Consider the following 22,112-nt stretch of genomic DNA (forward strand, 5'->3'; position numbering starts at 1 on the left):
ATAACAAAATATCAGTTAAGGTCATTCTATTTATTCAACAACTCTTAACAAACTAATCAATAATACTAGATTTTATGATGTTGTCCTCAATTTTGTTAGATGAATCGATTTTAATCAATCCTTTTTCTATCGCATCTTGACAAGCTTGTCGAATATTCTCATTTGCGAAACTCGCAGCAGGGGCATGTTCTATTGCTCGTAGGCAAACCCATTGATTTCCACCTAGCTCTATATGTAAACTTCTCGCCATATTAGATGCCATAAGTAGTATATCAATTAATTCCTTATCATTTATGGCGGTATATGCTCGTGGTAAAAATGGATAGTCTGCAATACCAGCTCTAACTATCTTAGCGATGTTTTTATCGGCATCAAATTCTGTTACCCACTGCTTTATTTGTTCGAATAACTCTTCTGCTGTTTTATCTGGATTTGTGTTTGGCTCAACATATAAAAACATGGCGTCGGAAAAATGATATAAGCGAGCGGGTTTAACTATTTTTGTGCTGATATATTTGCCGAACTCACCCTCTAAGTCCAACCCTGCGTTGTAGCCTTTTCTTAGGTACATTGTCCTTAAAAAAGGAAGGTCTATCATCATGAATCGTAACTTATCATGCAGCGGCTCATTGATCAGTTCACCTATTTGCCACTGTTCAAAGTTTGCGCTGCTCTGTTCCAGTGAAGAAGGCAGTTTCTTGTTAAGCAAACGCAGATTACGTAGGCCGGAACGAGGATGAGTATAGTGATCCTGATAGAGTCCTTTCAATTGTGAATGCATGCGACGGTTTTTTACACCGCGATGAATGAATAAAATGACCAGTAGCATCGACAGGAAGAACAAGATAGTTGTTGAGTAGCGATATCGAGTGATATTTTGCGTTCGAATCGCCAGTTCTTCGGTTTGGTCTTTATAGTGTAAAGAACGTTCAATAAATAGCTTTTGTTGACGGAAGTCATTTTCAGAAAGGTCAATCAATAGATTTTTGCTAGTCGTTATAAGCTTGTTATATTGTTTGCCATAATAAAAAGCATTAGAGAAGTCATTTTTCTTTTCATAAACATTTGTTAACAAGTAATACGCATTAATTTGCAAAGATATATTATTTATATTGCTAGAAATCTTTAATGCCTTTTTAGCCAGTTTAATCGCATCTTCATGATGCCCTTTTAGAAAATATAATTTTGCTTGTAATAATAACGACAGTGAATCTAATCTGTCTAAATTAGCATAGGACAATAATGCATTTGCTCTTTTTATATACTGTTCTGTTAATGGGTAGTTATATAGTTGCAGATATGTTTTTGCCAAATCTAATCGGAGTTCAATAACATCTTCAATATTTCTGCTTATCGTTTCGGCATCCAGAACATTAAAGTAATGCACTAGAGCTAAATTAAATTTTCCTTGATCATAATAGATATCTGCCATCTGCTTAAGAACGCTGGGAAGAATGGGAGAGTCTTGGTAATTGTCATAAAAATCAGCAGCTTGAGATAAGTGCTCTAATGACTTGTCGAGTAGATGTTTTTGATAGAACAGCTTGGCCAATATCTGATTTATTTTAGCGAGCTGGATGGGCATATCATTCTCTACGGAAGTCCAGTAAGCGGAAAGAAGAGGATATAGCGCTTTGTTGTACTCCTGATAACTTAGGTAATACTCACCAAGCTGAATTTGGTAGTCGACATAAATGATCTTGTTGCTGTTTGCATCTAGGTAGCTTTCTGCCTGTTGGTATAACTTATCTGCATCACTAACTTGTTGATAGTAAGATGCGATGTCTGCTTTTAACATAAACAGTTGGTAGTGAAGACTGTTGTCTAGAAGCTGTACATCGCTGGCCGTCGACAGAGCATCATCCAAGTTATCGATGATAGGTTGAACTTCCAGTTTATCTTTGCTTATTTGCCATAATAGCCGGGCCTTTAAGATCTGAGTCTCTAATAACACATAAGGCAATTGATAGCTTCGAGCCAGTACTTCCGCCTGTTCGATACTATCAATCGCCCCTTTGTTGTCCCCTAATATCATCATAGCTTTGGCAATGATGTGTAACGCATCGATACTGGTGTTAGGAGTTCTTAACGTATTGTTGGCCTCATCTCTTGAGTTGGATGATTGATTTTTTTTCTTATTGGTCAGTGTTCGAGATGTCAGGAATTTTTGCGCGATCTGTTTTGATTGCTCTGGAACGACCTCAACCAGTCGTTCTGCTTCAACCAGAATTTTTGAGCTGGATGATATTTCAACTTGTGCAGATACAGTGATGCTGAAAAACAGTAGAGAAATTATGGTAGCAAATCTTTTGTTCATTCCTTCAATCAAACCTTTTTTACTGGCGAGCTAACCGCACATTATTATTGGGTTTAGACTGGCACGTTGAGCGATAAGGGTTGATATCTAAGCCACCTCGTCGCGTGTAGCGTGCCATCACGGTTAACGTTTTTGGTTGGCAATACTTTATTATGTCAGTGAATATTCGTTCAACGCACTGTTCATGGAACTCATTGTGCTCTCTGAAGGAGATAATATAGCGGAGTAAGGCTTCTCGGTCGATTTTATTACCCGTATATTGGATCTCTACACTGCCCCAGTCGGGCTGATTAGTAATTAAGCAGTTTGATTTTAATAGGTGACTATGTAAGGTTTCTATTGTGCAATCATCGCCTACCGAATTATTTAAATAGTGCGGGTTGAAGGTATAATCGCTAATGACAATATCTTGATTGTCGATACATTCTCCCTTCATGTCGGCGATCGGTTGTGAGTTGTACTCAGATAACGCTTTCAACTGCACATCAACATCTGCTGCCGCACATGCAGAGAGATCTTTTGTTAATGTTTCTTGAACTTGTTCCCAGTGGGAGAAGTGGCTTTGGTTAAAGCTGTTCAAATATAGCTTAAATGATTTGGATTCGATCAAATTCGGGCTGGTTGCTGGGATGTAGACTTCACCAATAGCGACCTGTGGCAGACCGTTGTCGTTTAACCATGATAGTTCATACAGAGTCCAGATATCTCCTCCTTGAAAAGGAAGATCGTCAGTGAGATTAAGGTCGTCTCTATTTAGGCTGCGTGGTACAGGTTGCAATAGAGAGGCATCATATTGGTTGCTGTATTCGGTTTTTTGACCAAGGGTTAAACCAGAAAGCGCTTTTGCATTTGAATATTTGCTCATACTTCATTTCAAATATCGATTAGAATAGGGGAATTCTACTTAATCCTCTATACGCTGTCATTAATTCAAGGAGTTTACATGACTCAATCAGTCCGTGATGCTTTGCATTCTTTCTCTCAACAATTTGTCGATGCATGGCAAGATAACCATAACAGTTTGCCCAAAAGCGAAGAGATGTTTGGTTTAGCGTCTGTATGTGCGGATAAAACAGATGAAGATGCCGTATATTGGAAACCTGTGATACGCGAAGTACCTGCTGATTTTTCTAATGTAGAGGCGGGTATCGATCTCGCTTTACAGCAAGACATCAAAACATTTTATGGCAGCCAATATAGCGCAGACATGACGGCAACGTGGCAAGGAAAATCATTCGTGCTACTGCAAGTGTGGAGTGATGATGACTTTGTTCGTTTACAGGAGAACATACTTGGTCATTTGGTGACTCAACGTCGTCTAAAACTCAAGCCAACGGTCTTTATTGGCACCACGGATGCTGATATGGATGTTATCTCAATTTGTAATCTAACAGGGAATATTATCCTTGAACGCTTAGGGACCAGTCAGCGAGATGTTCTGGCGCAGAATTTGACGGAATTTTTGTCTGAAATAAAGGCAGAGGTTTAATCGATGTTTGTTGTTGAACTTGAGTTTGAGTGCTTTGATAACACGACGATTTCCGCTGTAGATAAAGCCATTAATGGCCTGATGGAAGCATTACGTTTTAATGGTCAAATACTGGGGCGCGAATTTCCTCTGGTGATGGGGGAGGGAACATTTACTGTCAGATTGGTGTGTCCGGAGCAAGATAGTTTACACCCAGATAACCACTCAGATTACGTTAAATTCAGTATCGAAAAACTGTCTGACGCTGCTCTATTATCGCCAAAGATACGTCTGTTGGGGCGTGATATTAATTCTGAACAGGCCGCAGAAGAAGCATCACCAGCATGGCAGGTTCTTTATACAACTTATGTTCACACTTGCTCTCCATTACGTAGTGGTGAGTCGTTATTGCCTATTCCGTTATATAGAAATCCTGCCACGTTAAATGGCGATCACAAAGCGGTGATTAAGTGGCAAACAGAGTGGCAAGCTTGTGATGAGTTGCAAATGGGTGGTGGATGCAAAGCCGAACATGCGGTACTTAATGAGATCACTAATATATCGAGTGATCTTTTTCGTCGTGGATGGGATTTGAGAGGACGAATCGAGTATCTGACAGCCATTCCTACTTATTACTACCAATATCGTGTTGGTGGAGAGAGCTTGCAGCAAGAGAAAGAGAGAAAATGCCCTAAATGTGGTGGTGAGTGGTTATTGGATGAACCATTGCATGATGTGTTTTATTTTCAATGTCACTCATGTCGCATAGTGTCTAATATTTCTTGGGATATATTAAAGTAAGCAGATATTTTCCCTTCTCACACGTTAGTAGGGGATTGCTACTTGAAGTTGCTAAGACACTGCTACTATGCATCTTCAAGTAGTAAGACGGTAAGTGTGCTTAGAAAATAAATATCGCTTATCTCTTAGCTAAAATTCGGTCTAAATGGTTGGCAAACTCCCGACGTTCTGTTTGAGAAAGAGCATTGGGGCCACCAGTTTGCACACCACTGGCGCGCATTGTATCCATAAAATCTCTGATGTTTAGCCGCGATTTAATGGTCTCTTTGGTATAAAGTTCACCTCGAGAATTTAAAGCAAGCGCCCCTTTGGTGATGACTTCATCAGCGAGTGGTATGTCTGAGGTAATAACCAAATCTCCACTTTCAACTCGTTGAACAATCTCATTATCTGCAATATCAAATCCGCTCTCGACCTGAATGGATTTAATATTGTTTCTATTAGGTAGCGGGATCCTATGGTTTGCCACAAATGTGCACTCAACTCCGGTGCGTTCTGCTGCTCTAAATAGTGTTTCGCGTGTTACTTTTGGGCACGCATCGGCATCAACCCATATTTTCATTGTTTGGCCTCTAACATCTCTATGCGTTTCGTTAACGCTACAATTTTCTCTTCTAATTGGGCGATTTTGTCATCTGCGGATAATGGTGTATCAGTCACTTCAATTTTTGGAACGGACTTATTACCTTTCCAACTTTTAATTGCAGCGATAATTGCGGGCATTGGTACATTACTGGTTAGGCGAGATTTTACTAAAGCGACAGTGGGCTGTTTACCGCTGTCGGTGAGAAGTTGCAGAGCTTTTTCTATTTCTGCGGAGACATCTTTGGTCATCATTAATTGGCTCCTAATGGTGAGTTGCCTAAGTCATGGTTGTTATTTGGCTATTCTACTGGCAAGCGGAATAAATTGCTGACATTTCTCGATCGTTATATTTGATATTTTTCTTGTGAGATATCTCTTACAAGACTTGTAGGAAAAGTCGAGTAAATGGTGGTGAATTAGATGATGCTTTGTTCTAACTGTCTGTTTAATAAGGATAAGATTTTATTAGGTTGTTTGTTAGTTAAATAATGAATAAAAAACTGGCTTGTATAAGATTCTATTCAACGTATTCTAGTTTGTGTCGACAGGAAGTGGACTAGGATTTAAGAATAACCACGGAATAGGTTATCTTCAGGATGAAGGCAGGTTGATAGGATATTGACCTACAAGGATTGAAGGAACTAGCTGGAGCTAGCGTCAACGGGAAGTTGGCAGCAAGGACTGCAAAGGACACCAAAAGGACTGGGCATAGGACAACATCAGGATGATGTAAGGGACACCGCTCAAGGACCAAGTGAAGTGAACTAACTAGGATGTTAGTGATACGGAATATCAGGACACCGTCAGGACGGCGATGAAGGATATACTGAAGGATTCAGTACTATTACGGATGATGCATGGAGCATAAATAGTAGCCGGATTGCTGCGAGTAAGACTATAGCCCCAATGTGAAAGCATTGGGGCTTTTCTTTTTGTGATTTTTCTGTTGCTATTACCTCTGGCGCGACATGGTATTATCCGCTGTCCTGTTCGTTTAAGAACACTACCTACTTGCAAATTAACTTATACCTTTAGGCTAGAGGTCATGATGAATAAACGACTTAATGAATCTATTGTCCCTATGTATCCAACGATTCAGTCATTGGATGTTGATACATTAAGCGCGGGTGAGCATAAGTTTTGGTTTGCGGTAGCAACGGATGCAATCGGACATCCGCAAACATTGCCAGTACGTGTATTTAAAGGACGCTCAGCGGGTAAACGAATCCTGATTACTGCAGGAGTTCATGGCGATGAGCAAAATGGTATTTTAACTGCTCAACGTGTAGCTCGCTTGCTGGAAGGAAAAGAGATATCAGGCGTTGTTACTATTGTGCCAACGGTTAACCTTTCTGGTATTGCCCGTCATAGCCGAGATTTTCATTCTGCGGCACCCGATAGCTCTTCAGCGAACCTAAATAGAGTGTTTCCTGGTAACCCTAACGGGGATGATGCTAACCGTTATGCTCATAGTTTGTGGCAGAATCTGTTAAAGCCTAATGCGGACTTAGCGATTGATTTACACTCTCAAACCAGTGGCTCCTCTTACCCACTGTATGTTTTTGCTGATTACCGTCTAGACGATGCCATTCGAATGGCTAGATTGGTGAACCCAGATGTGATTTTAAATGATCCCGGTGATCCGGGGATTCTTGAAACGGTATATAACCGCGCGGGTATTGCTTCTATTACCATTGAAGTTGGTATTGGTCGCTACTCCGATCTATCTATGGTAGAGAGAGCCAGTAACGGTATTTTAAATATTCTAAAGTCTTACCAAATAATAGACGGATCGGTTGATGAGCTTGATGCGCCTTGTATTGAAGGAAATGAAATAATAAGTGTGAGGGCAGAGCAAGGCGGGTTTGTTATCTGCCATGTATCTTTATTAGATACGGTTGTTGAAGGGCAGAAGTTAGCCACTCAATACAACAGTTTTGGTGATGAGATAGCCAGCTACCCGTCACCTAGTGAAGGAACCGTTATCAGTCACAACGTTGAGTCTGTAAGGGCTCCCGGTTCACTGGTTGTCAGGTTAATACGATAATGACGTCTCGCTAGTTGCTCATTGTTTAAGTTGAGTAAGGCGCTATGTAGGTGAAGAAATGAGTTATTACATTCGGTAAGGGGGAATGTCAAAGTGAACGACACGAAAGCCTTGCATGATTGTTCGCGCTTGATAGTAGTCATCCCCTAGCGCAGAAAACTCAAAGTTGTACACCGTATGCCATCGCCAACGGCCATCTGCTGTTTTAAATTTATGAGCACCAAGAGAGACACTAAGTAGCTGTAAATCTAACTGTTTGCATCGTCTGGATATCGCAGCTTTTGCCAGCTCAGATTGACGCCTCTGTTGCCAAAAAAGAAAGCAAGCAAAACATAGGGCAAAAATAGCCAGCAAATTATCGATCATTAACTCTTCCCTGATTTTGTAGATTGTTGTAATTGAATGAGAGCGTCAGCTAACTGTTCTGACGGATTGCTATTAAGTAGCGGTAGCAAAACCATTCTTAGTGATGGCAGCATGACTAAATCGGCAAATATTTGGTTAAACAGTGTTTGATTGCCCGTTTGAGCTAAGCGAAGTAGAAATTGCTGAGCTAAATCTTGCTTTTCCAGTGACAGCCAGCAACGCCCTGCAATGGCGATCAGAACTTCTTGATGGCTGAGTCTAGGGCTCGCCAATATATCGGTGACTATTGTATCGCGAATCTTGCTGTCGCTGCCCGCTAATGCTCTGCTATAAGCCGCAAGTAAAAACAGATCCGGCTCTGAACTTGTTATTTGATCATCCGCCATTTGCTGAAGCGTTAAAGCCAGCTTTTTAGGCAGTTCGATATGCTCAAGTGCGCCTAAAAGGGCATACTTTGGTTCATTAGGTAGGTGCTTTAGCGCTTTTCTTATTGCCACGCCATTCTCTTCACTAGAGAGGCGAGCACAGATATCAGTTATTCCTTGAATACCAACGGTTTGCCAGTTATTCCAACCTAAGCCGCCAGAGAAGTAGTGTTGTGCATGCTCATAGTATTGGCTAGTAGGCATATCAAGCGAAGCTCTAATATGACTATGAAATAGAGCCATTTTGTCTTCAGTCGGTTTAAAGGTGTATGGGTTATTGGCCAGTTTTTGTTGCTGGCTTTCATCAAGATTATTTGCCAATCGAGTTCCCATTGCTTCAACGACATATTTAATAAAGTTGCCGATATCCGATTGCTTAAATAAACCGCGCTCATCTAAAGGGAACTTTAGAAACCAAATCCAAGGCTGCTTCTCTGCATTCCAATAAGCTATGGCTAAGTGGGCATGCCGTTGCAATGGATAAGGGTAAGCTTGCTGGCTTTGCTCAACATTAGAAAATAGTGCATTGCTAATTGGAAGAATTCGTCTTCCAAGATCAAAAATCTTATATTCACACTCACTGTTGGTGAGCAGTTGAGTCAGGGTTTGTATGTTTTCCATCGCTACGGCTTATTTACTCTTTCATCTTTGATTAATACATGGGGTCTTAGGGTCTTATACTCAAGTAACAGGTAAAGTGTCTGTTCAGCAGGAGCCTATAAAACTCGCCCTTTGTATGCGCTCTGAATCTTGTATCTTGAGGTCACTTGAGTATAAATGGTACTCTTATCGCAAAATTCAAGGTAGCAAACTAAATCAAACCGATGAAAGAGCCAATTCCTCTTGTTGATCTGTTGTTTCAACTAGAACAGTCGTTAAAACAGTGTCAAATGTGGCAGAGTCAACCTCCTAGTGATGAAGAGCTAAATAGCCAACAACCATTCGCTTTAGATACTCTTTTGCCAGAACAGTGGCTGCAATGGGTATTTATTCCAAAGATATCCGAGATGTTACAAAACCAGCAAGTCGTTAGTGGATTTTCAATCTCTCCTTATTTTGAAGAGGTTTGGAAATCAGATCATCATAAAACCGAGGTATTGGATGTGTTATACCGTATAGATAATGGATGCCGATGATGTTGGATGTTCTATATCAAGATGAGTTTCTTATTGCGGTCAATAAACCCGCTGGCATGTTGGTGCATCGTTCATGGTTGGATAAACATGAAACTCAATTTGTGATGCAGACTTTGAGAGATCAAATTGGTCAACATGTATTTCCTTTACATCGTTTGGATAGACCTACCTCTGGTGTCTTGGTCTTTGCTTTGTCTAGTGATGTTGCCTCTCAGGTGATGCCTATGTTCGCCAATCATCAGATGCAGAAAACCTATCATGCGATTGTTCGCGGTTGGATTGAAGAGGGGGCGGTTTTAGATTATCCGCTAAAAGAGGAGTTGGATAAGATTGCCGATAAGTTTGCAAACAGCGATCAGCCAGCCAAAGATGCTGTGACAGAGTATCGTCCTTTGGCTAAGGTTGAAGTACCTTATTCCACAGGACGGTTTCCAACTAGCCGCTACTGTTTAATGGAGCTGAAACCTAAGACAGGTCGAAAGCATCAGTTGCGACGGCATATGGCTCATTTAAGGCATCCGATCGTGGGTGATACTTCTCATGGTGATGGTAAACATAATCGTCTCTTTCGCCAGAACTATGATGCGAAGCGACTATTATTGCATGCCTCTGAACTGGCCTTTATTCACCCGTTTACTGATCAGCCCGTCGTGATAAAAGCAGGGTTAGATGATGTTTGGCAGAGTTTATTACATCAGTTTGGCTGGGAAGAGGCTATCTGCTATTAAACTAGGTTTGTAAATATAAAAAGGCGCTTTAATAAGCGCCTTTTAGCTAAGATACCCTGAATGAAGCTAAAATAAGGCGTGTTATTTTAGCTTTTCAAGATCAGATTCAATCTCATGGATCTTACTCGAGACGACTTTTTCTAAGTGGCGTAAGTCTGAAAGAATTTTCTTTTTTAAATCCTTTTCTTTCAGCATGGCAGGCCGAGTAATACTGTTGAGTTCGTCAATGACAAGGGTTAAGTTCCGGTTGATCTCGGTGACTTCTTTGTAATGGTGAGTACCACTGTCTACCAATACATTTTTAACCTGTCTTGGATACTTAAATTTGACGCTTTTCGCAAACAGTTCTCCTTTCTGCTTGTGAAAGTAAATCTTTAACACGTCCTTGTGAGCTTCTTGGCGTAATGAATAACGCTCTATTTGTTTAGGATCATGAATCCCAAGACCTGTTAGGTTTGGATACATACTTTACCTCGTAAACAGTCGTGTTAGTTAAGTGTAGGTTAGCTCAGTTCATTAAGTTAACTTAATCTAACTGTAGCAGCCTATTTGCGTGGTAGATAGTTGATATTTCGCTCAAAAAGGAGAGTTGTGAACGAGATCGTTTTTTACATTCTCGTCACAACATTATCTGCTGTTACGGAGCCAGTTCAGAGATATTTTTCACTAACATTTCCCGTAGCTCTTGCTGCTGTTCATCTGACAATCGGCCGCCATCAGGAGAGGTCAATATGAAGAGATCTTCAGCTCTTTCACCCATGGTGGTAATCTTGGCTGCATGAAGGTGAATATTTAATAATGAGAACGTTTCTCCAACCGTCGCTAAAAGACCTGGGGTATCTAATGCAAAGAACTCCATTAATGTTCGTTTATTGGTTTTGGTCGGAATAAAGTCAACACGGGTTTTTACGTTAAAATGCATAAGGTTACGTGGTGTTCTGCGTAATCGTGTTTTTCGTTTACTGGTATCTTCCAGTACCTGTTGCAAACTATCGATAAGCTGCTGGTGATACTGCTCATCGATAGGCTCTCCACTTTGGTCCAACACCATAAAGGTATCGAGAACAAAGCCATCTTTACTGGTCATAATTTGCGCGTCATGGACGTTTAAGTTTCGTCGATCGAGTTCGGCGACGGCGGTAGCAAAGAGAGAAGGTTGATCCTGACAGTAAATGAAAATTTCCGAGCCGCCTCGGGTGGCCTTTTTACTTACTAAAACAATGGTTTGTTTCTCTTTGTCTGGGCCCAGTAAATGGCTACCGTGCCAAGCAATCTGTTTATGGGTATGTCTTAAGAAATAATCCGCTTTAAAACGTTGCCAAAGTAGTTCGATCTCTCGTGCAGAGAAGCCTTCTTTTCGTAATAGAGCTGATGCCAGTTGTTGGTTGTGGCGGATACGGTCACGCACATCAACAGGGTTTTCTAACCCACGTCTTAATGCTCGTTGAGTGGAATGATACAGCTCCGCTAATAGTGTTCGTTTCCAACTGTTCCAGAGCTCTGGGTTAGTGGCACAGATATCTGCCACGGTTAAACAGACAAGATGGTCGAGATACTCTTCGTCACGTACTGTTTTTGCAAATTCAGCAATGACATCTGGATCGTAAATGTCTCTTCTCTGCGCCGTAACAGACATTAAAAGGTGATTGAGAACTAACCAAGAAACGAGTTTTGCTTCGGGTTTGGAAAGGCCGTGCTCAATACAAAAATTATACGCTTCTACTGCCCCTATTTTAGAGTGGTCACCGCCTTTTCCTTTGCCGATATCATGAAATATCCCTGCAATGATCAGCAATTCTTTCTTTTGAATTCTTGGGTACAATTCACAGCAAATAGGGTGCTTGGGGTGATTATCAGCATGGCTAAATGAATGGATATGCTTTAGCAGCCGCATACTGTGCTCATCCACGGTGTAGACATGAAATAGATCGAACTGCATCTGCCCGACAATTTGACTCCACTGCGGTAGGTAAGCTGCTAATACACCCAGTTTATGCATTAAGGTAAAGGCTCGATGCAGCGCATTGGGATGGCGACACAGCGACATAAATTTTTCCCTAGCTTCGGGAATGGTATGAAGAAACCTGTTGAGTCGTCGTCGTGCGGTTCTCAGTTGCCTTAGTGTGGAAGGGGCAACACTGTCAATGCTTGAGTCGTTAGCAATATGGATAAACATATCCAGTATGGTTTCCGGTCGAGCTTGAAATAACGCCGGTTTTCTTGCCTCTATTAATGGCCCTCGGCGCTGAAAGTCGTCATCAATGATTTCAGCGATAACTTCTTCGCCTTCACTTAAAATGGCTTGATTAAACAGTTTAACCAGCATTTTATTGAGCTCAGCCACTCGTCGTAGAGTTCGGTAAAACTCCTTCATCATCATTTCGACAGGAATATTGTTTTCGCCAGTAAAACCGAGATTTTCTGCAACTTGTGCTTGATGGGCAAATGTTAAGCGGTTGTCGTAACGTTTTAGTTCGATATGAAGAGCGAAGCGAACACGCCAAAGAAAATCCTGACACTCTTGAAGCTCTCGATACTCCCCGTCGGTTAAGAAACCGTATTTACTCATTTCCAATAGAGATGTTGCACCAAAGTGTCGACGAGCTATCCAGCTTAATGTGTGAATATCTCGTAAGCCACCGGGGCTAGACTTGATATCTGGTTCTAAATTATAAGTGGTATCGTGGTAACGAGCGTGGCGGCTTTTTTGCTCTTTTATTTTTTCTTGATAGAAGGTTGCACTTGGCCAAAAATTTTCAGAGTGGATCAGTAGCTTCAGTTGATGAAATGTCTCTTCGCTGCCGGATAAAAAGCGCGCTTCTTGTAAATTAGTGGCAACCGTTAGGTCTTCTTTTCCTACTGAAGTGCACTCTTCAATGGTTCTTACTGCATGGCCAATTTCTAATTTTAAGTCCCACAATAAGGTGATGAACTCGCTAACTTTAGCGGCGATATCATCGGTCATAGGGTGTTGAGTGAGTATCAAGATATCGATATCGGATAATGGGTGTAGCTCACCTCGACCATAACCGCCCACCGCGATTAAACTGATGTCTTCACGATCGGAAAATTGATAATAACGCCACAATCGTTGCAGCAGTTGGTCCATATAGTTTGAACGCTCAAAAACTAGTTCAGTAACGGAGTTTCGTTTTAAAAAAGCGTCTTTTTGAATATGAGTAAATTTGTCTAGCTGCTGCTTTATATCGATACAGGTGATTTCAGCGTCATCAAATTTTAGCGGAGATAAATAAGGCATTAATCGCAATCCGTTGCTTTTAGTTGGTACTGTTAAGGGGCTATGTCATTTTTAATATTGTCGTGAGTATTATATAAGAAAAAGCCTCTGCAAAAATGACAGAGGCTTTTAAATATCTACTTGTTGATCATAACCCGAGGAATGGTCTCTTCTTCTCGAAGTGTCAACACTTCACAGCCTGACTCGGTCACCAATATGGTGTGTTCCCATTGTGCAGAGTTCTTACCATCGCCAGTATATACCGTCCAGTCATCTTCTGAATCGACGCTACAGCCAAATTTACCTGCATTGATCATAGGTTCAATGGTGAAGATCATCCCAGGTTGTAAGATGCGTTTATCACTGTTTTTGTAATGAACTACTTGAGGCTCTTCATGAAACTCAAAACCTATACCGTGACCACAAAAATCTTTTACGATGGAGAATCGTGGTGTCACACCTTTAATGTATTTCTGGATAGTCGTTCCTATGTCGCCAACGGTGATACCGGGTTTCACTTTGCGCATTGCTGCGTACAATGATTCTTGCGCCACCATGCAGAGTCGTTTGTCTGCGGCTGAAACATTGCCAACATTGAACATTTTTGATGTGTCACCGTGATAACCGGCAGGGCGGCTATTAAGAGAGGCATTGCTGTCGTCAGGAATAATCACTGTGATGTCGACGTTAACAATATCGCCATCTTTCAGTACAGCAGGTTTGCCTTTACCGGTTGTTCCTATCTCATCTTTGCTGGCGGGTATTCCGTGACAAACAATGTGATTAATTGATGTGCAGATGGATTTAGGAAAGCCGTGATAGTCTAAAGGTGCAGGGTAAGCACCGTTATCAATTATGTATTTATAACAAATTTGATCTAATTCTTCTGTTGTAACCCCTGGCTTTACATGAGGTTCAATCATTTCAAGAACATCGGCAGCGAGCTTACCGGCAATTCTCATTTTTGCGATTTCTTGTTGGTTTTTAATTTTAATCGTCATCTATCTATCTCGATGCTAGTCGGCATTTTTAATGCAATTTGGCTATTCTACCAGTGCGATATCCAAGTGCAATTGAATTCCGTTATCATTTAACTAACAAATTACTCAGATCATTAGAGTGTTTTTGCTGGAAATGAAGGCCATTTTTGTGGTATAAAGCGCGCCGGAGTGCAGAACTGTTGTCTTCATCATCAGATGGCGATGCGGTTTTTTCTCCATACACATATATTTTTTATCTCACACACGTACCGACACATGTTCCGGGGTGCTTAATCACTATCTTATTATAGTGGGTAAAGTCGGAATCATGGGGTATGTGGAGGCCTAACCCCATAGAGGATTTTAAAATGGCAACTGTATCAATGCGCGATATGCTTAAAGCTGGTGTTCACTTCGGTCACCAAACTCGTTACTGGAACCCAAAAATGAAGCCATTCATCTTTGGTGCTCGTAACAAAGTTCATATCATCAACTTAGAAAAAACGGTACCAATGTTCAACGATGCTCTAGCTGAAATTGCTAAAGTTGGCGAGAAAAAAGGTAAAGTTCTTTTTGTTGGTACTAAACGCGCTGCATCTGAAGCTGTTAAAGAAGCTGCTATCAACAGCAACCAGTACTATGTTAACAACCGCTGGTTAGGCGGCATGCTAACAAACTACAAAACTGTTCGTCAGTCGATCAAGCGTCTAAAAGAACTTGAAGCTCAAGCTCAAGACGGTACTTTTGATAAACTAACTAAGAAAGAAGCTCTAATGCGTACTCGTGAAATGGAGAAGCTAGAGAAATCTCTTGGTGGTATCAAAGATATGGGCGGCCTACCGGACGCACTATTCGTAATCGATGCTGATCACGAGCACATTGCAGTTAAAGAAGCTAACAACCTAGGTATCCCAGTTTACGCTGTAGTTGATACTAACTCTGATCCAGATGGTGTTGACTTCATCATTCCTGGTAACGACGACGCAATCCGCGCTGTTCAACTATACTTGAACGCTGCTGCTGATGCTGTTAAAGAAGGTCGTAACCAAGACGTAGTTGCTGCTGTTGCAGAAAAAGACGGTTTCGTAGAAGAAGCTGAATAATAGCGGACTCTGACGTCTACTTAGTTTGTAACGACATGGTCATATCGCAAACTAAGGTATAGTTAGTATCAGGGGCCAATTATTCGGCCCCTGATTTTTATCTTATCCGGAATCAACTGAGGAATAGAGAATGGCAACTGTTACTGCTGCTCTAGTAAAAGAACTTCGCGAGCGCACAGCCGCTGGCATGATGGAATGTAAAAAAGCACTTGTTGCTGCTGATGGCGATATTGAGCTAGCGATTGAGAACATGCGTAAAAGTGGCGCAGCAAAAGCAGCTAAAAAAGCTGGTAATGTTGCAGCTGAAGGCGCAATCATCATTAAAGATGCAAACGGCGTTGCAGTTCTTCTTGAAGTTAACTGTCAAACTGACTTTGTTGCTAAAGATGCTGGTTTCCTAGCATTTGCTGATGAAGTAGCAACTGCTGCTCTAGCTGAAAAACTAGACATTGAAGCACTTCAAGCTAAATTTGAAGAGACTCGCATTGCACTTATCACTAAGATCGGTGAAAACATCAACATCCGTCGCGTAGAGTACGTTGAAGGTGCTGCACTTGCTAGCTACCGTCACGGTGAGAAAATTGGTGTTGTTGTTGCAGGTGAAGGCGAAGCTGAAACTCTTAAGCACGTAGCTATGCACGTTGCGGCATCTAAGCCAGAGTATCTTGACCCTTCTAACGTACCAGCTGACGTAGTAGAGAAAGAGAAAGCGGTTCAAGTTGAAATCGCAATGAACGAAGGCAAGCCACAAGAAATCGCAGAGAAAATGGTTATCGGCCGTATGAAGAAATTCACTGGCGAAATCTCTCTGACTGGTCAAGCGTTCGTTATGGAACCTAAGAAAACTGTTGGCGACATTCTTAAAGAGCGTGGCGCGACAGTCACTAACTTCATTCGTTTAGAAGTTGGTGAAGGCATCGAGAAAGCCGCTGAAATGAGCTTTGCAGATGAAGTAGCAGCGGTACAAAAAGGGTAATCCTTTTGTGCTCTTGCTTTAAAAGGACCGTAGCTAAGGCTGCGGTCTTTTTGTAAAAATAATGGCAAAAAGATCATTTTGAGTCATTGCAAGATAACAAAAACCGAATGGTTGGTTTTGCAATTGCTACAGGTGCGGTTAGTTGTGATAAATGAGAATCAAGAATTGAGTACGTCTTAACTCTAATTAATGGTTTTTATCTATGACAGTTAACAGATAACTCTACATCGGAAGGTATAGTCCATGACAACAAATCCTAAACCAGCATATCAACGTATACTTTTGAAACTTAGTGGTGAAGCGCTTCAGGGTGATGAAGGTTTCGGTATAGACCCAGCTATCTTAGACAGAATGGCTCAAGAGATTAAAGAGCTTGTAGAGTTGGGTGTACAAGTCGGTGTTGTTATTGGTGGTGGAAACTTATTCCGTGGCGCAGGACTTGCCGAAGCAGGAATGAATCGAGTAGTGGGTGATCACATGGGCATGTTGGCCACGGTAATGAACGGGCTTGCAATGCGTGACGCTCTTCACCGTGCTTATGTTAATGCACGTGTAATGTCCGCTATTCCTCTAAAAGGTGTGTGTGATGATTACAACTGGGCGGATGCTATTGCACAGCTTCGTCAAGGTCGAGTGGTGATCTTCTCTGCTGGCACAGGTAACCCATTCTTTACGACAGATTCTGCTGCTTGTTTACGTGGTATTGAAATTGAAGCAGATGTTGTGCTTAAGGCCACAAAAGTAGATGGTGTATTTACTGCTGACCCTGTAGCCAACCCAGATGCAGAGCTGTATGATAAGCTCTCTTATAATGCTATTCTTGAAAAAGAACTAAAAGTGATGGATTTAGCTGCATTTACATTGGCTCGTGACCATAAAATGCCTATCCGTGTATTTAATATGAACAAGCCAGGCGCATTACGTCGCGTGGTGTTGGGTGAAGCTGAAGGCACATTAATTAGTGATGCCGAGTAATAATCGCGAAACCAAGCGAAGATTGAATTAAGGTGAAAAAGTGATTAACGAAATCAAAAAAGACGCGCAAGAGCGCATGGATAAGAGTGTTGAAGCACTTAAAAATAATCTGCTAAAAGTAAGAACTGGTCGTGCTCACCCTAGCTTACTTTCAGGTATTACGGTTGAGTATTATGGCGCGCCAACTCCTCTTAATCAGGTTGCTAACGTAATTGCAGAAGATGCACGTACATTGGCTATTACGGTATTTGATAAAGAGCTGACTCCATTAGTAGAGAAAGCGATCATGTCATCTGACCTGGGTTTAAACCCAATGTCTGCAGGAACGGTAATCCGTGTTCCTCTTCCTCCGTTAACTGAAGAGCGTCGTCGTGATTTGGTTAAAGTTGTTCGTGGTGAAGCTGAAGGTGGTCGTGTTGCGATTCGTAACATTCGTCGTGATGCAAACAGCGATCTTAAAGGTCTTCTAAAAGAGAAAGAAATTTCTGAAGATGAAGATCGTAAAGCTCAAGATGAGATTCAAAAGCTAACAGATGCTGCAGTTAAAAGTGTAGACGATGTATTAGCGAGCAAAGAAAAAGAGCTAATGGAAGTGTAATCAATTTAGATACTCTTCTAGAAAATTAACGCTGTGCGAGTTACTGAAATTATGTATCTGCGGTACAGCGTTTTTTTTTATGCTATTATTCCCACCCTGTTAAAACCTATTGATATTAATGATGTCTGACTCTCAAATTAGCACTGAGCACCTTCCCGAACATATTGCTGTAATTATGGATGGAAACGGCCGCTGGGCGAAGCTACAAGGTAAACCTAGAGTATTTGGACATAAAGCCGGAGCAAAAGCGGTTAGGAAAACCATCGCAGGTGCAGCCAAGCTTGGTATCAAAGCCATAACACTGTTTGCTTTTAGTAGCGAAAACTGGCGTAGGCCGGTAGATGAAGTTAGCCTGCTAATGGATCTTTTTGTTGCGGCATTAACCAAACAAGTAAAAAATCTTAATGACAATAATTTGCAACTTAGAATTATTGGCGATATCTCTAAATTTCCTCCACGGTTACAAAAAAAAATCAAAGAAGCACAACTGTTGACGGCTAATAATAGCGGCATGGTGGTCAATATTGCTGCCAATTATGGCGGTAAGTGGGATATAACCGAAGCCACCAGATTGATTGCCGAAAAAGTACAAAATGGTGAATTAAAGACCAAAGATATCTCAGAAGAGATAGTTAACTCACATTTAACCATGTCCGACTTGCCACCAGTGGATCTTTTAATTAGAACAAGCGGTGAATGTAGAATTAGTAATTTTATGCTTTGGCAACTTGCTTACGCAGAGATCTATTTTACCTCTGAATTTTGGCCTGATTTTAATGAAGATAAATTAGCTGAAGCGGTTTCTTGGTTTGTTAGTCGTGAACGACGATTTGGTTGTACCGGGGAACAGATTAAAGCATTAATGGATTAGTTTAAGGTAACCCACTTGAAACAAAGAATAATTACGGCACTAATATTAGCGCCACTTGCAGCACTAGCAATTTTTAAACTTTCATTTCCTCTTTTTTTGTTAGTGATTGCAGCGATTTGTATTATAGCGTTTTGGGAATGGGCCCAGTTTGTAAATAGCCCTTCTCGTTACCTTGCAATGGTTCCTACTGTTGCTGTTTTTGTGCTCAGTTATCTTGTTGTTCCATCTGATGTAGATAGCTTTAATCGTATTGCACCCGCTCATTATTTGATGCTTGTTATCGCCACAATTTGGTGGGTGATAGCCAGTTACTTAGCCATTAGTTACCCCAAAACTAGCGGCTGGCAGAACTCAAGAGTATTGCGTCAACTGTTTGGTATGCTTACCGTTATTCCTTTCTTCTGGAGCATGCTGCTACTTAGAGCTCAACATATCGAAACGGAACCGTATCATGGTGCTAATTTAGTCTTGTTTGTTTGCCTGTTGGTATGGGCCGCGGATAGCGGGGCTTACTTTGCGGGAAAAAGTTTTGGTAAACGAAAGATGGCACCTAATGTTAGCCCGAATAAAACCATTGAAGGTTTAGTTGGTGGAATTATCGTAGCACTGTTAGTTGGTTGGGTTGCTGCCGATGTGCTTGATATTACCTTTTCAAGTGCACCCGCTATGATTGTTATAACTCTAGTGACCGTGGTTATTTCTGTGTTAGGTGATTTGGTAGAAAGTATGCTTAAGAGAGTTTCTGGGGTAAAAGACAGCAGCAATATTATTCCCGGACACGGAGGCATTCTGGACAGACTTGATAGTTTAACCGCGGCCTTCCCTGTGTTTGCGCTGCTCTACTTTACGCTATAGTGGTTTTGGCAGAACTTTGTTAGTTCTTATTTCTAGTCAGCTAAATTTAATGGTTAATACTTAATGCGAAACATAACGATTCTAGGCGCCACAGGCTCTATTGGTCGCAGTACTCTCAAGGTTATCGCCGAAAATCCCCAGCAGTTTTCTGTGACTGCGTTAGCAGCTGGTTCGAATGTTGAGCAAATGAAAGCTCTATGTCTTCAGTGGCGTCCCCTTTATGCCGCTATGGCGGACCCTATAGCAGCGAAACAGCTTGAACAGCAGTTGCACGCATTATCGCTTCCTACCCGCGTCGTTTCAGGTGAAGAGGGGCTGTGTTATGTCGCTTCTCTGGATGAAGTTGATACTGTCATGGCTGCGATAGTTGGTGCGGCTGGGTTAGTGCCAACCATGTCGGCGGTCAAAGCAGGCAAAAGAATATTACTGGCTAATAAAGAAGCTTTGGTTATGTCAGGAAAGCTATTTATTGAAGCGGTAGAAAAGTATGGTGCAGAACTACTGCCTGTCGACAGTGAGCACAATGCTATTTTTCAATGTTTGCCAGAAACAATTCAGACAACTTTGGGTCGTTGCGATCTAAGTAGCGAAGGGATAGACAGCATACTGCTTACCGGTTCTGGTGGCCCGTTTCGTTATACTGACGTAGAAAAGCTTGCTTTAGTGACTCCTGAACAAGCGATTGCACACCCAAACTGGTCTATGGGGCCTAAAATCTCAGTTGATTCTGCAACTATGATGAATAAAGGGCTTGAGTATATTGAGGCGCGATGGCTGTTTAATTGTCAGCGTTCTCAATTAAAGGTCATTATTCACCCTCAGTCAGTGATTCATTCTATGGTGCAGTATAAAGATGGTTCAGTATTGGCTCAGATGGGAGAGCCTGATATGTGCACCCCTATCGCACTGACTATGTCCTATCCTAAGCGAATCTCATCGGGTGTTTCAGCACTCGATTTTACCAAGGTAGGGGAGCTGACATTCTTACAGCCTGACTTTGCTCGCTATCCATGTCTGGAGCTGGCTATTAATGCTTGTTATGAAGGTCAGCATGCAACTACGTCTATAAATGCAGCAAATGAAGTCGCTGTTGACGCGTTTTTAAAAAGTCAGCTGAACTTTAATGATATTGCTGTTGTCAATGAACGAGTATTATCCAAAGTGTGCAAAGAAATGCGCCACAATAGTTTAGATAACTTGGAAAGCCTGTTAGAGCTAGATAGAATGGCTAGATTGTTGGCTGAAGAAGCCGTTAGAGAACGTTCATTATGATAGATATTTTGTGGAACTTTGCCAGTTTTGTTATTGCGCTGAGTATTCTCGTTGCGGTTCATGAGTTTGGTCACTTTTGGGTTGCACGAAAATGTGGCGTAAAAGTAGAGAAGTTTTCTATTGGTTTTGGTAAGTCAATTTGGAAAAAAATAGGTTCAGACGGGACAGAGTATAACTTTTCTATCATTCCGTTAGGCGGTTATGTCAAAATGTTGGACGGTCGAACAGATGATGTTCCCGACAATATGAAGCATCTGGCATTTGATAAAAAGCCACTATGGCAGAGAAGTTCCATCGTTGCTGCTGGCCCTATATTTAATTTTATATTTGCCGTTTTTGCTTATTGGTTAGTCTTCTTGATTGGTGTTCCGGCAGTGAAACCGGTGATCGGAGAAGTGACACCAAATTCCATCGTTGCTCAAGCGGGTATCACACCGGGAATGGAATTTACCTCTATTGCTGGTAGCAAAACGCCTGATTGGGAATCAGTTAATATGGGGCTGGTGTCTCATATTGGGGATGATGAGCTACAAGTGACGGTTAAGCCTGCTGATGAATATGGCTTAGAAGAAACTAAGATTGTCGATATTCGTCAGTGGGAGTTTAACCCTGAAACAGAATCGGCGATGACGTCGCTAGGGTTTGAACCTTATACTCCGGAAATCTATACTCGGCTTTCGGTTGTTTCTGAAGGTGGCGCAGCTGAGAAAGCTGGGTTCGTGGCAGGGGATACAATTCTCGCTATAAATGGAGAGAGTATTAGCCGCTGGCAGCAGGTTGTTGATATGATTCAACAATCTCCTTATAAAGAAATGAAAGTGCTGGTTGAGCGAGATACTCAGCAGCTAACGTTAGAATTAACACCAAACAGTCGCACATTAGCGGATGGACGAGAGATCGGATTTGCGGGTATTAGCCCATCTAGAGCAGAGTGGCCGGAACAATACCAATTTGAGCAAAAATTTGGTCCTATTGAGTCCGTTAGTAAAGCGGTAGAGAAAACGGGTCAAATCGTTGCCTTAACATTTAATATGCTTAAGAAGCTTATTTTTGGTGACGTGGGATTGAACAACCTTAGTGGCCCAATCTCTATTGCTAAAGGGGCAGGTGCTACCGCCGGATTTGGTTTGGTCTATTTCTTAGGCTTTTTAGCATTGATCAGTGTTAACCTAGGAATTATTAATTTATTGCCGCTGCCTATTTTAGATGGCGGCCATTTACTGTTTTACATGATTGAAGCTGTGATACGACGTCCTGTTCCAGAAAAGCTACAGGAGATGGGGTTTCGTGTTGGAGGGGCGATTATTTTCTCCCTTATGGCCGTCGCGATTTTTAATGATTTTATGCGTTTGTGATATCAACGGATTAACA

The 22,112-nt window shown here is 41.6% G+C and carries 22 protein-coding genes; 13 read left to right on the forward strand and 9 right to left on the reverse strand.

From position 1 onward, the window contains the following. Positions 1–52: 52 nt before the first annotated feature. Both F0227_RS10275 and queF read right to left on the reverse strand, forming a co-directional pair. Positions 53–2,317 carry a tetratricopeptide repeat protein gene (locus F0227_RS10275; RefSeq protein WP_171753111.1) on the reverse strand — a complete coding sequence of 755 codons (2,265 nt, stop codon included), beginning with the start codon at positions 2,315–2,317 and terminating at the stop codon, positions 53–55. 19 nt (positions 2,318–2,336) lie between these two features. Continuing rightward, positions 2,337–3,182: an NADPH-dependent 7-cyano-7-deazaguanine reductase QueF gene (gene queF, locus F0227_RS10280; RefSeq protein WP_171753112.1), complete on the reverse strand. Its 846-nt coding sequence runs from the start codon at positions 3,180–3,182 to the stop codon at positions 2,337–2,339. 78 nt (positions 3,183–3,260) lie between these two features. On the opposite strand from queF, the gene syd reads away from it, so the two are divergent. Beyond that, positions 3,261–3,806: a SecY-interacting protein gene (syd, locus tag F0227_RS10285; protein ID WP_171753113.1), complete on the forward strand. Its 546-nt coding sequence runs from the start codon at positions 3,261–3,263 to the stop codon at positions 3,804–3,806. A gap of 3 nt (positions 3,807–3,809) precedes the next feature. Next, positions 3,810–4,586, forward strand: coding sequence for a Zn-ribbon-containing protein (locus tag F0227_RS10290; RefSeq protein WP_171753114.1), 777 nt, complete (start codon positions 3,810–3,812; stop codon positions 4,584–4,586). Positions 4,587–4,704: 118 nt separating this feature from the next. Here F0227_RS10290 and F0227_RS10295 read toward each other — a convergent pair whose 3' ends face one another. Beyond that, positions 4,705–5,148 (reverse strand): YaiI/YqxD family protein, encoded by a 444-nt coding sequence (locus F0227_RS10295; RefSeq protein ID WP_171753115.1) that lies wholly within the window; start codon positions 5,146–5,148, stop codon positions 4,705–4,707. Next, positions 5,145–5,423, reverse strand: coding sequence for a hypothetical protein (locus tag F0227_RS10300; RefSeq protein ID WP_171753116.1), 279 nt, complete (start codon positions 5,421–5,423; stop codon positions 5,145–5,147). The genes F0227_RS10295 and F0227_RS10300 overlap by 4 nt, the downstream gene beginning before the upstream one ends. Positions 5,424–6,219: 796 nt before the next feature. Between F0227_RS10300 and F0227_RS10305 the strand changes: the two genes are divergently transcribed. Further along, positions 6,220–7,218, forward strand: coding sequence for a succinylglutamate desuccinylase/aspartoacylase family protein (locus tag F0227_RS10305; RefSeq protein WP_171753176.1), 999 nt, complete (start codon positions 6,220–6,222; stop codon positions 7,216–7,218). Between the two features lie 66 nt (positions 7,219–7,284). Here the strand turns inward: F0227_RS10305 and F0227_RS10310 are convergent, their stop codons facing one another. Then, on the reverse strand, positions 7,285–7,584 hold the full coding sequence (locus F0227_RS10310; protein ID WP_171753117.1) for a DUF3301 domain-containing protein: 300 nt from the start codon (positions 7,582–7,584) through the stop codon (positions 7,285–7,287). Continuing rightward, the gene (locus F0227_RS10315; RefSeq protein ID WP_171753118.1) at positions 7,584–8,630 is read right to left on the reverse strand and encodes a DUF3549 family protein; all 1,047 of its coding nucleotides are present in this window, start codon (positions 8,628–8,630) and stop codon (positions 7,584–7,586) included. Before F0227_RS10315 ends, F0227_RS10310 begins: the two co-directional genes overlap by 1 nt. A 203-nt stretch (positions 8,631–8,833) precedes the next feature. Between F0227_RS10315 and F0227_RS10320 the strand changes: the two genes are divergently transcribed. Together F0227_RS10320 and truC are read left to right on the forward strand one after the other, a co-directional pair. Then, entirely contained in the window at positions 8,834–9,145 is a 312-nt protein-coding gene (locus F0227_RS10320) for a YqcC family protein (protein WP_171753119.1), read from the forward strand. Continuing rightward, the gene (gene truC, locus F0227_RS10325; RefSeq protein WP_171753120.1) at positions 9,145–9,873 is read left to right on the forward strand and encodes a tRNA pseudouridine(65) synthase TruC; all 729 of its coding nucleotides are present in this window, start codon (positions 9,145–9,147) and stop codon (positions 9,871–9,873) included. The genes F0227_RS10320 and truC overlap by 1 nt, the downstream gene beginning before the upstream one ends. A gap of 81 nt (positions 9,874–9,954) precedes the next feature. Here truC and F0227_RS10330 read toward each other — a convergent pair whose 3' ends face one another. From F0227_RS10330 to map, 3 genes are all read right to left on the reverse strand, one after another. After that, positions 9,955–10,338, reverse strand: coding sequence for a DUF3461 family protein (locus F0227_RS10330; RefSeq protein WP_171753121.1), 384 nt, complete (start codon positions 10,336–10,338; stop codon positions 9,955–9,957). A 172-nt stretch (positions 10,339–10,510) separates the two neighbouring features. Beyond that, positions 10,511–13,132 (reverse strand): bifunctional uridylyltransferase/uridylyl-removing protein GlnD, encoded by a 2,622-nt coding sequence (gene glnD / locus F0227_RS10335; protein ID WP_171753122.1) that lies wholly within the window; start codon positions 13,130–13,132, stop codon positions 10,511–10,513. Positions 13,133–13,248: 116 nt separating this feature from the next. Beyond that, positions 13,249–14,112, reverse strand: a complete 864-nt coding sequence (gene map / locus F0227_RS10340) for a type I methionyl aminopeptidase (protein WP_171753123.1) — start codon at positions 14,110–14,112, stop codon at positions 13,249–13,251. A gap of 347 nt (positions 14,113–14,459) precedes the next feature. Between map and rpsB the strand changes: the two genes are divergently transcribed. The 8 genes from rpsB (at position 14,460) to rseP (ending at position 22,096) form a co-directional block, all read left to right on the forward strand. Further along, on the forward strand, positions 14,460–15,194 hold the full coding sequence (rpsB, locus tag F0227_RS10345) for a 30S ribosomal protein S2 (RefSeq protein ID WP_171753124.1): 735 nt from the start codon (positions 14,460–14,462) through the stop codon (positions 15,192–15,194). 130 nt (positions 15,195–15,324) lie between these two features. Beyond that, complete coding sequence (gene tsf / locus F0227_RS10350; protein WP_171753125.1) at positions 15,325–16,170, forward strand: translation elongation factor Ts; 846 nt, start codon at positions 15,325–15,327, stop codon at positions 16,168–16,170. Between the two features lie 243 nt (positions 16,171–16,413). Next, complete coding sequence (pyrH, locus tag F0227_RS10355) at positions 16,414–17,145, forward strand: UMP kinase (RefSeq protein WP_171753126.1); 732 nt, start codon at positions 16,414–16,416, stop codon at positions 17,143–17,145. A 40-nt stretch (positions 17,146–17,185) separates the two neighbouring features. Further along, positions 17,186–17,743 carry a ribosome recycling factor gene (gene frr, locus F0227_RS10360; protein WP_171753127.1) on the forward strand — a complete coding sequence of 186 codons (558 nt, stop codon included), beginning with the start codon at positions 17,186–17,188 and terminating at the stop codon, positions 17,741–17,743. A gap of 121 nt (positions 17,744–17,864) precedes the next feature. Further along, positions 17,865–18,614, forward strand: a complete 750-nt coding sequence (locus F0227_RS10365) for an isoprenyl transferase (RefSeq protein ID WP_171753128.1) — start codon at positions 17,865–17,867, stop codon at positions 18,612–18,614. Between the two features lie 15 nt (positions 18,615–18,629). Further along, positions 18,630–19,469, forward strand: coding sequence for a phosphatidate cytidylyltransferase (locus F0227_RS10370; RefSeq protein ID WP_171753129.1), 840 nt, complete (start codon positions 18,630–18,632; stop codon positions 19,467–19,469). A gap of 63 nt (positions 19,470–19,532) precedes the next feature. Next, on the forward strand, positions 19,533–20,741 hold the full coding sequence (ispC, locus tag F0227_RS10375; protein WP_171753130.1) for a 1-deoxy-D-xylulose-5-phosphate reductoisomerase: 1,209 nt from the start codon (positions 19,533–19,535) through the stop codon (positions 20,739–20,741). Beyond that, positions 20,738–22,096, forward strand: coding sequence for a sigma E protease regulator RseP (gene rseP, locus F0227_RS10380; RefSeq protein WP_171753131.1), 1,359 nt, complete (start codon positions 20,738–20,740; stop codon positions 22,094–22,096). The genes ispC and rseP overlap by 4 nt, the downstream gene beginning before the upstream one ends. Positions 22,097–22,112: the final 16 nt, after the last annotated feature.

It is taken from the genome of Vibrio sp. 99-8-1, from assembly GCF_013114595.1.
Classification (GTDB): Bacteria; Pseudomonadota; Gammaproteobacteria; order Enterobacterales; family Vibrionaceae; genus Vibrio.

Excerpts from the sequence above, each read along its gene's own strand:
- queF (WP_171753112.1), bottom strand. The coding sequence starts at position 3,182 with ATGAGCAAATATTCAAATGCAAAAGCGCTTTCTGGTTTAACCCTTGGT.
- truC (WP_171753120.1), top strand. The coding sequence starts at position 9,145 with ATGTTGGATGTTCTATATCAAGATGAGTTTCTTATTGCGGTCAATAAA.
- rseP (WP_171753131.1), top strand. The coding sequence starts at position 20,738 with ATGATAGATATTTTGTGGAACTTTGCCAGTTTTGTTATTGCGCTGAGT.
- F0227_RS10330 (WP_171753121.1), bottom strand. The coding sequence starts at position 10,338 with ATGTATCCAAACCTAACAGGTCTTGGGATTCATGATCCTAAACAAATA.
- F0227_RS10305 (WP_171753176.1), top strand. The coding sequence starts at position 6,220 with ATGAATAAACGACTTAATGAATCTATTGTCCCTATGTATCCAACGATT.
- syd (WP_171753113.1), top strand. The coding sequence starts at position 3,261 with ATGACTCAATCAGTCCGTGATGCTTTGCATTCTTTCTCTCAACAATTT.
- glnD (WP_171753122.1), bottom strand. The coding sequence starts at position 13,132 with ATGCCTTATTTATCTCCGCTAAAATTTGATGACGCTGAAATCACCTGT.
- F0227_RS10290 (WP_171753114.1), top strand. The coding sequence starts at position 3,810 with ATGTTTGTTGTTGAACTTGAGTTTGAGTGCTTTGATAACACGACGATT.
- rpsB (WP_171753124.1), top strand. The coding sequence starts at position 14,460 with ATGGCAACTGTATCAATGCGCGATATGCTTAAAGCTGGTGTTCACTTC.
- tsf (WP_171753125.1), top strand. The coding sequence starts at position 15,325 with ATGGCAACTGTTACTGCTGCTCTAGTAAAAGAACTTCGCGAGCGCACA.
- F0227_RS10320 (WP_171753119.1), top strand. The coding sequence starts at position 8,834 with ATGAAAGAGCCAATTCCTCTTGTTGATCTGTTGTTTCAACTAGAACAG.
- pyrH (WP_171753126.1), top strand. The coding sequence starts at position 16,414 with ATGACAACAAATCCTAAACCAGCATATCAACGTATACTTTTGAAACTT.
- F0227_RS10295 (WP_171753115.1), bottom strand. The coding sequence starts at position 5,148 with ATGAAAATATGGGTTGATGCCGATGCGTGCCCAAAAGTAACACGCGAA.
- F0227_RS10300 (WP_171753116.1), bottom strand. The coding sequence starts at position 5,423 with ATGATGACCAAAGATGTCTCCGCAGAAATAGAAAAAGCTCTGCAACTT.
- map (WP_171753123.1), bottom strand. The coding sequence starts at position 14,112 with ATGACGATTAAAATTAAAAACCAACAAGAAATCGCAAAAATGAGAATT.
- F0227_RS10365 (WP_171753128.1), top strand. The coding sequence starts at position 17,865 with ATGTCTGACTCTCAAATTAGCACTGAGCACCTTCCCGAACATATTGCT.
- F0227_RS10275 (WP_171753111.1), bottom strand. The coding sequence starts at position 2,317 with ATGAACAAAAGATTTGCTACCATAATTTCTCTACTGTTTTTCAGCATC.
- F0227_RS10315 (WP_171753118.1), bottom strand. The coding sequence starts at position 8,630 with ATGGAAAACATACAAACCCTGACTCAACTGCTCACCAACAGTGAGTGT.
- F0227_RS10310 (WP_171753117.1), bottom strand. The coding sequence starts at position 7,584 with ATGATCGATAATTTGCTGGCTATTTTTGCCCTATGTTTTGCTTGCTTT.
- ispC (WP_171753130.1), top strand. The coding sequence starts at position 19,533 with ATGCGAAACATAACGATTCTAGGCGCCACAGGCTCTATTGGTCGCAGT.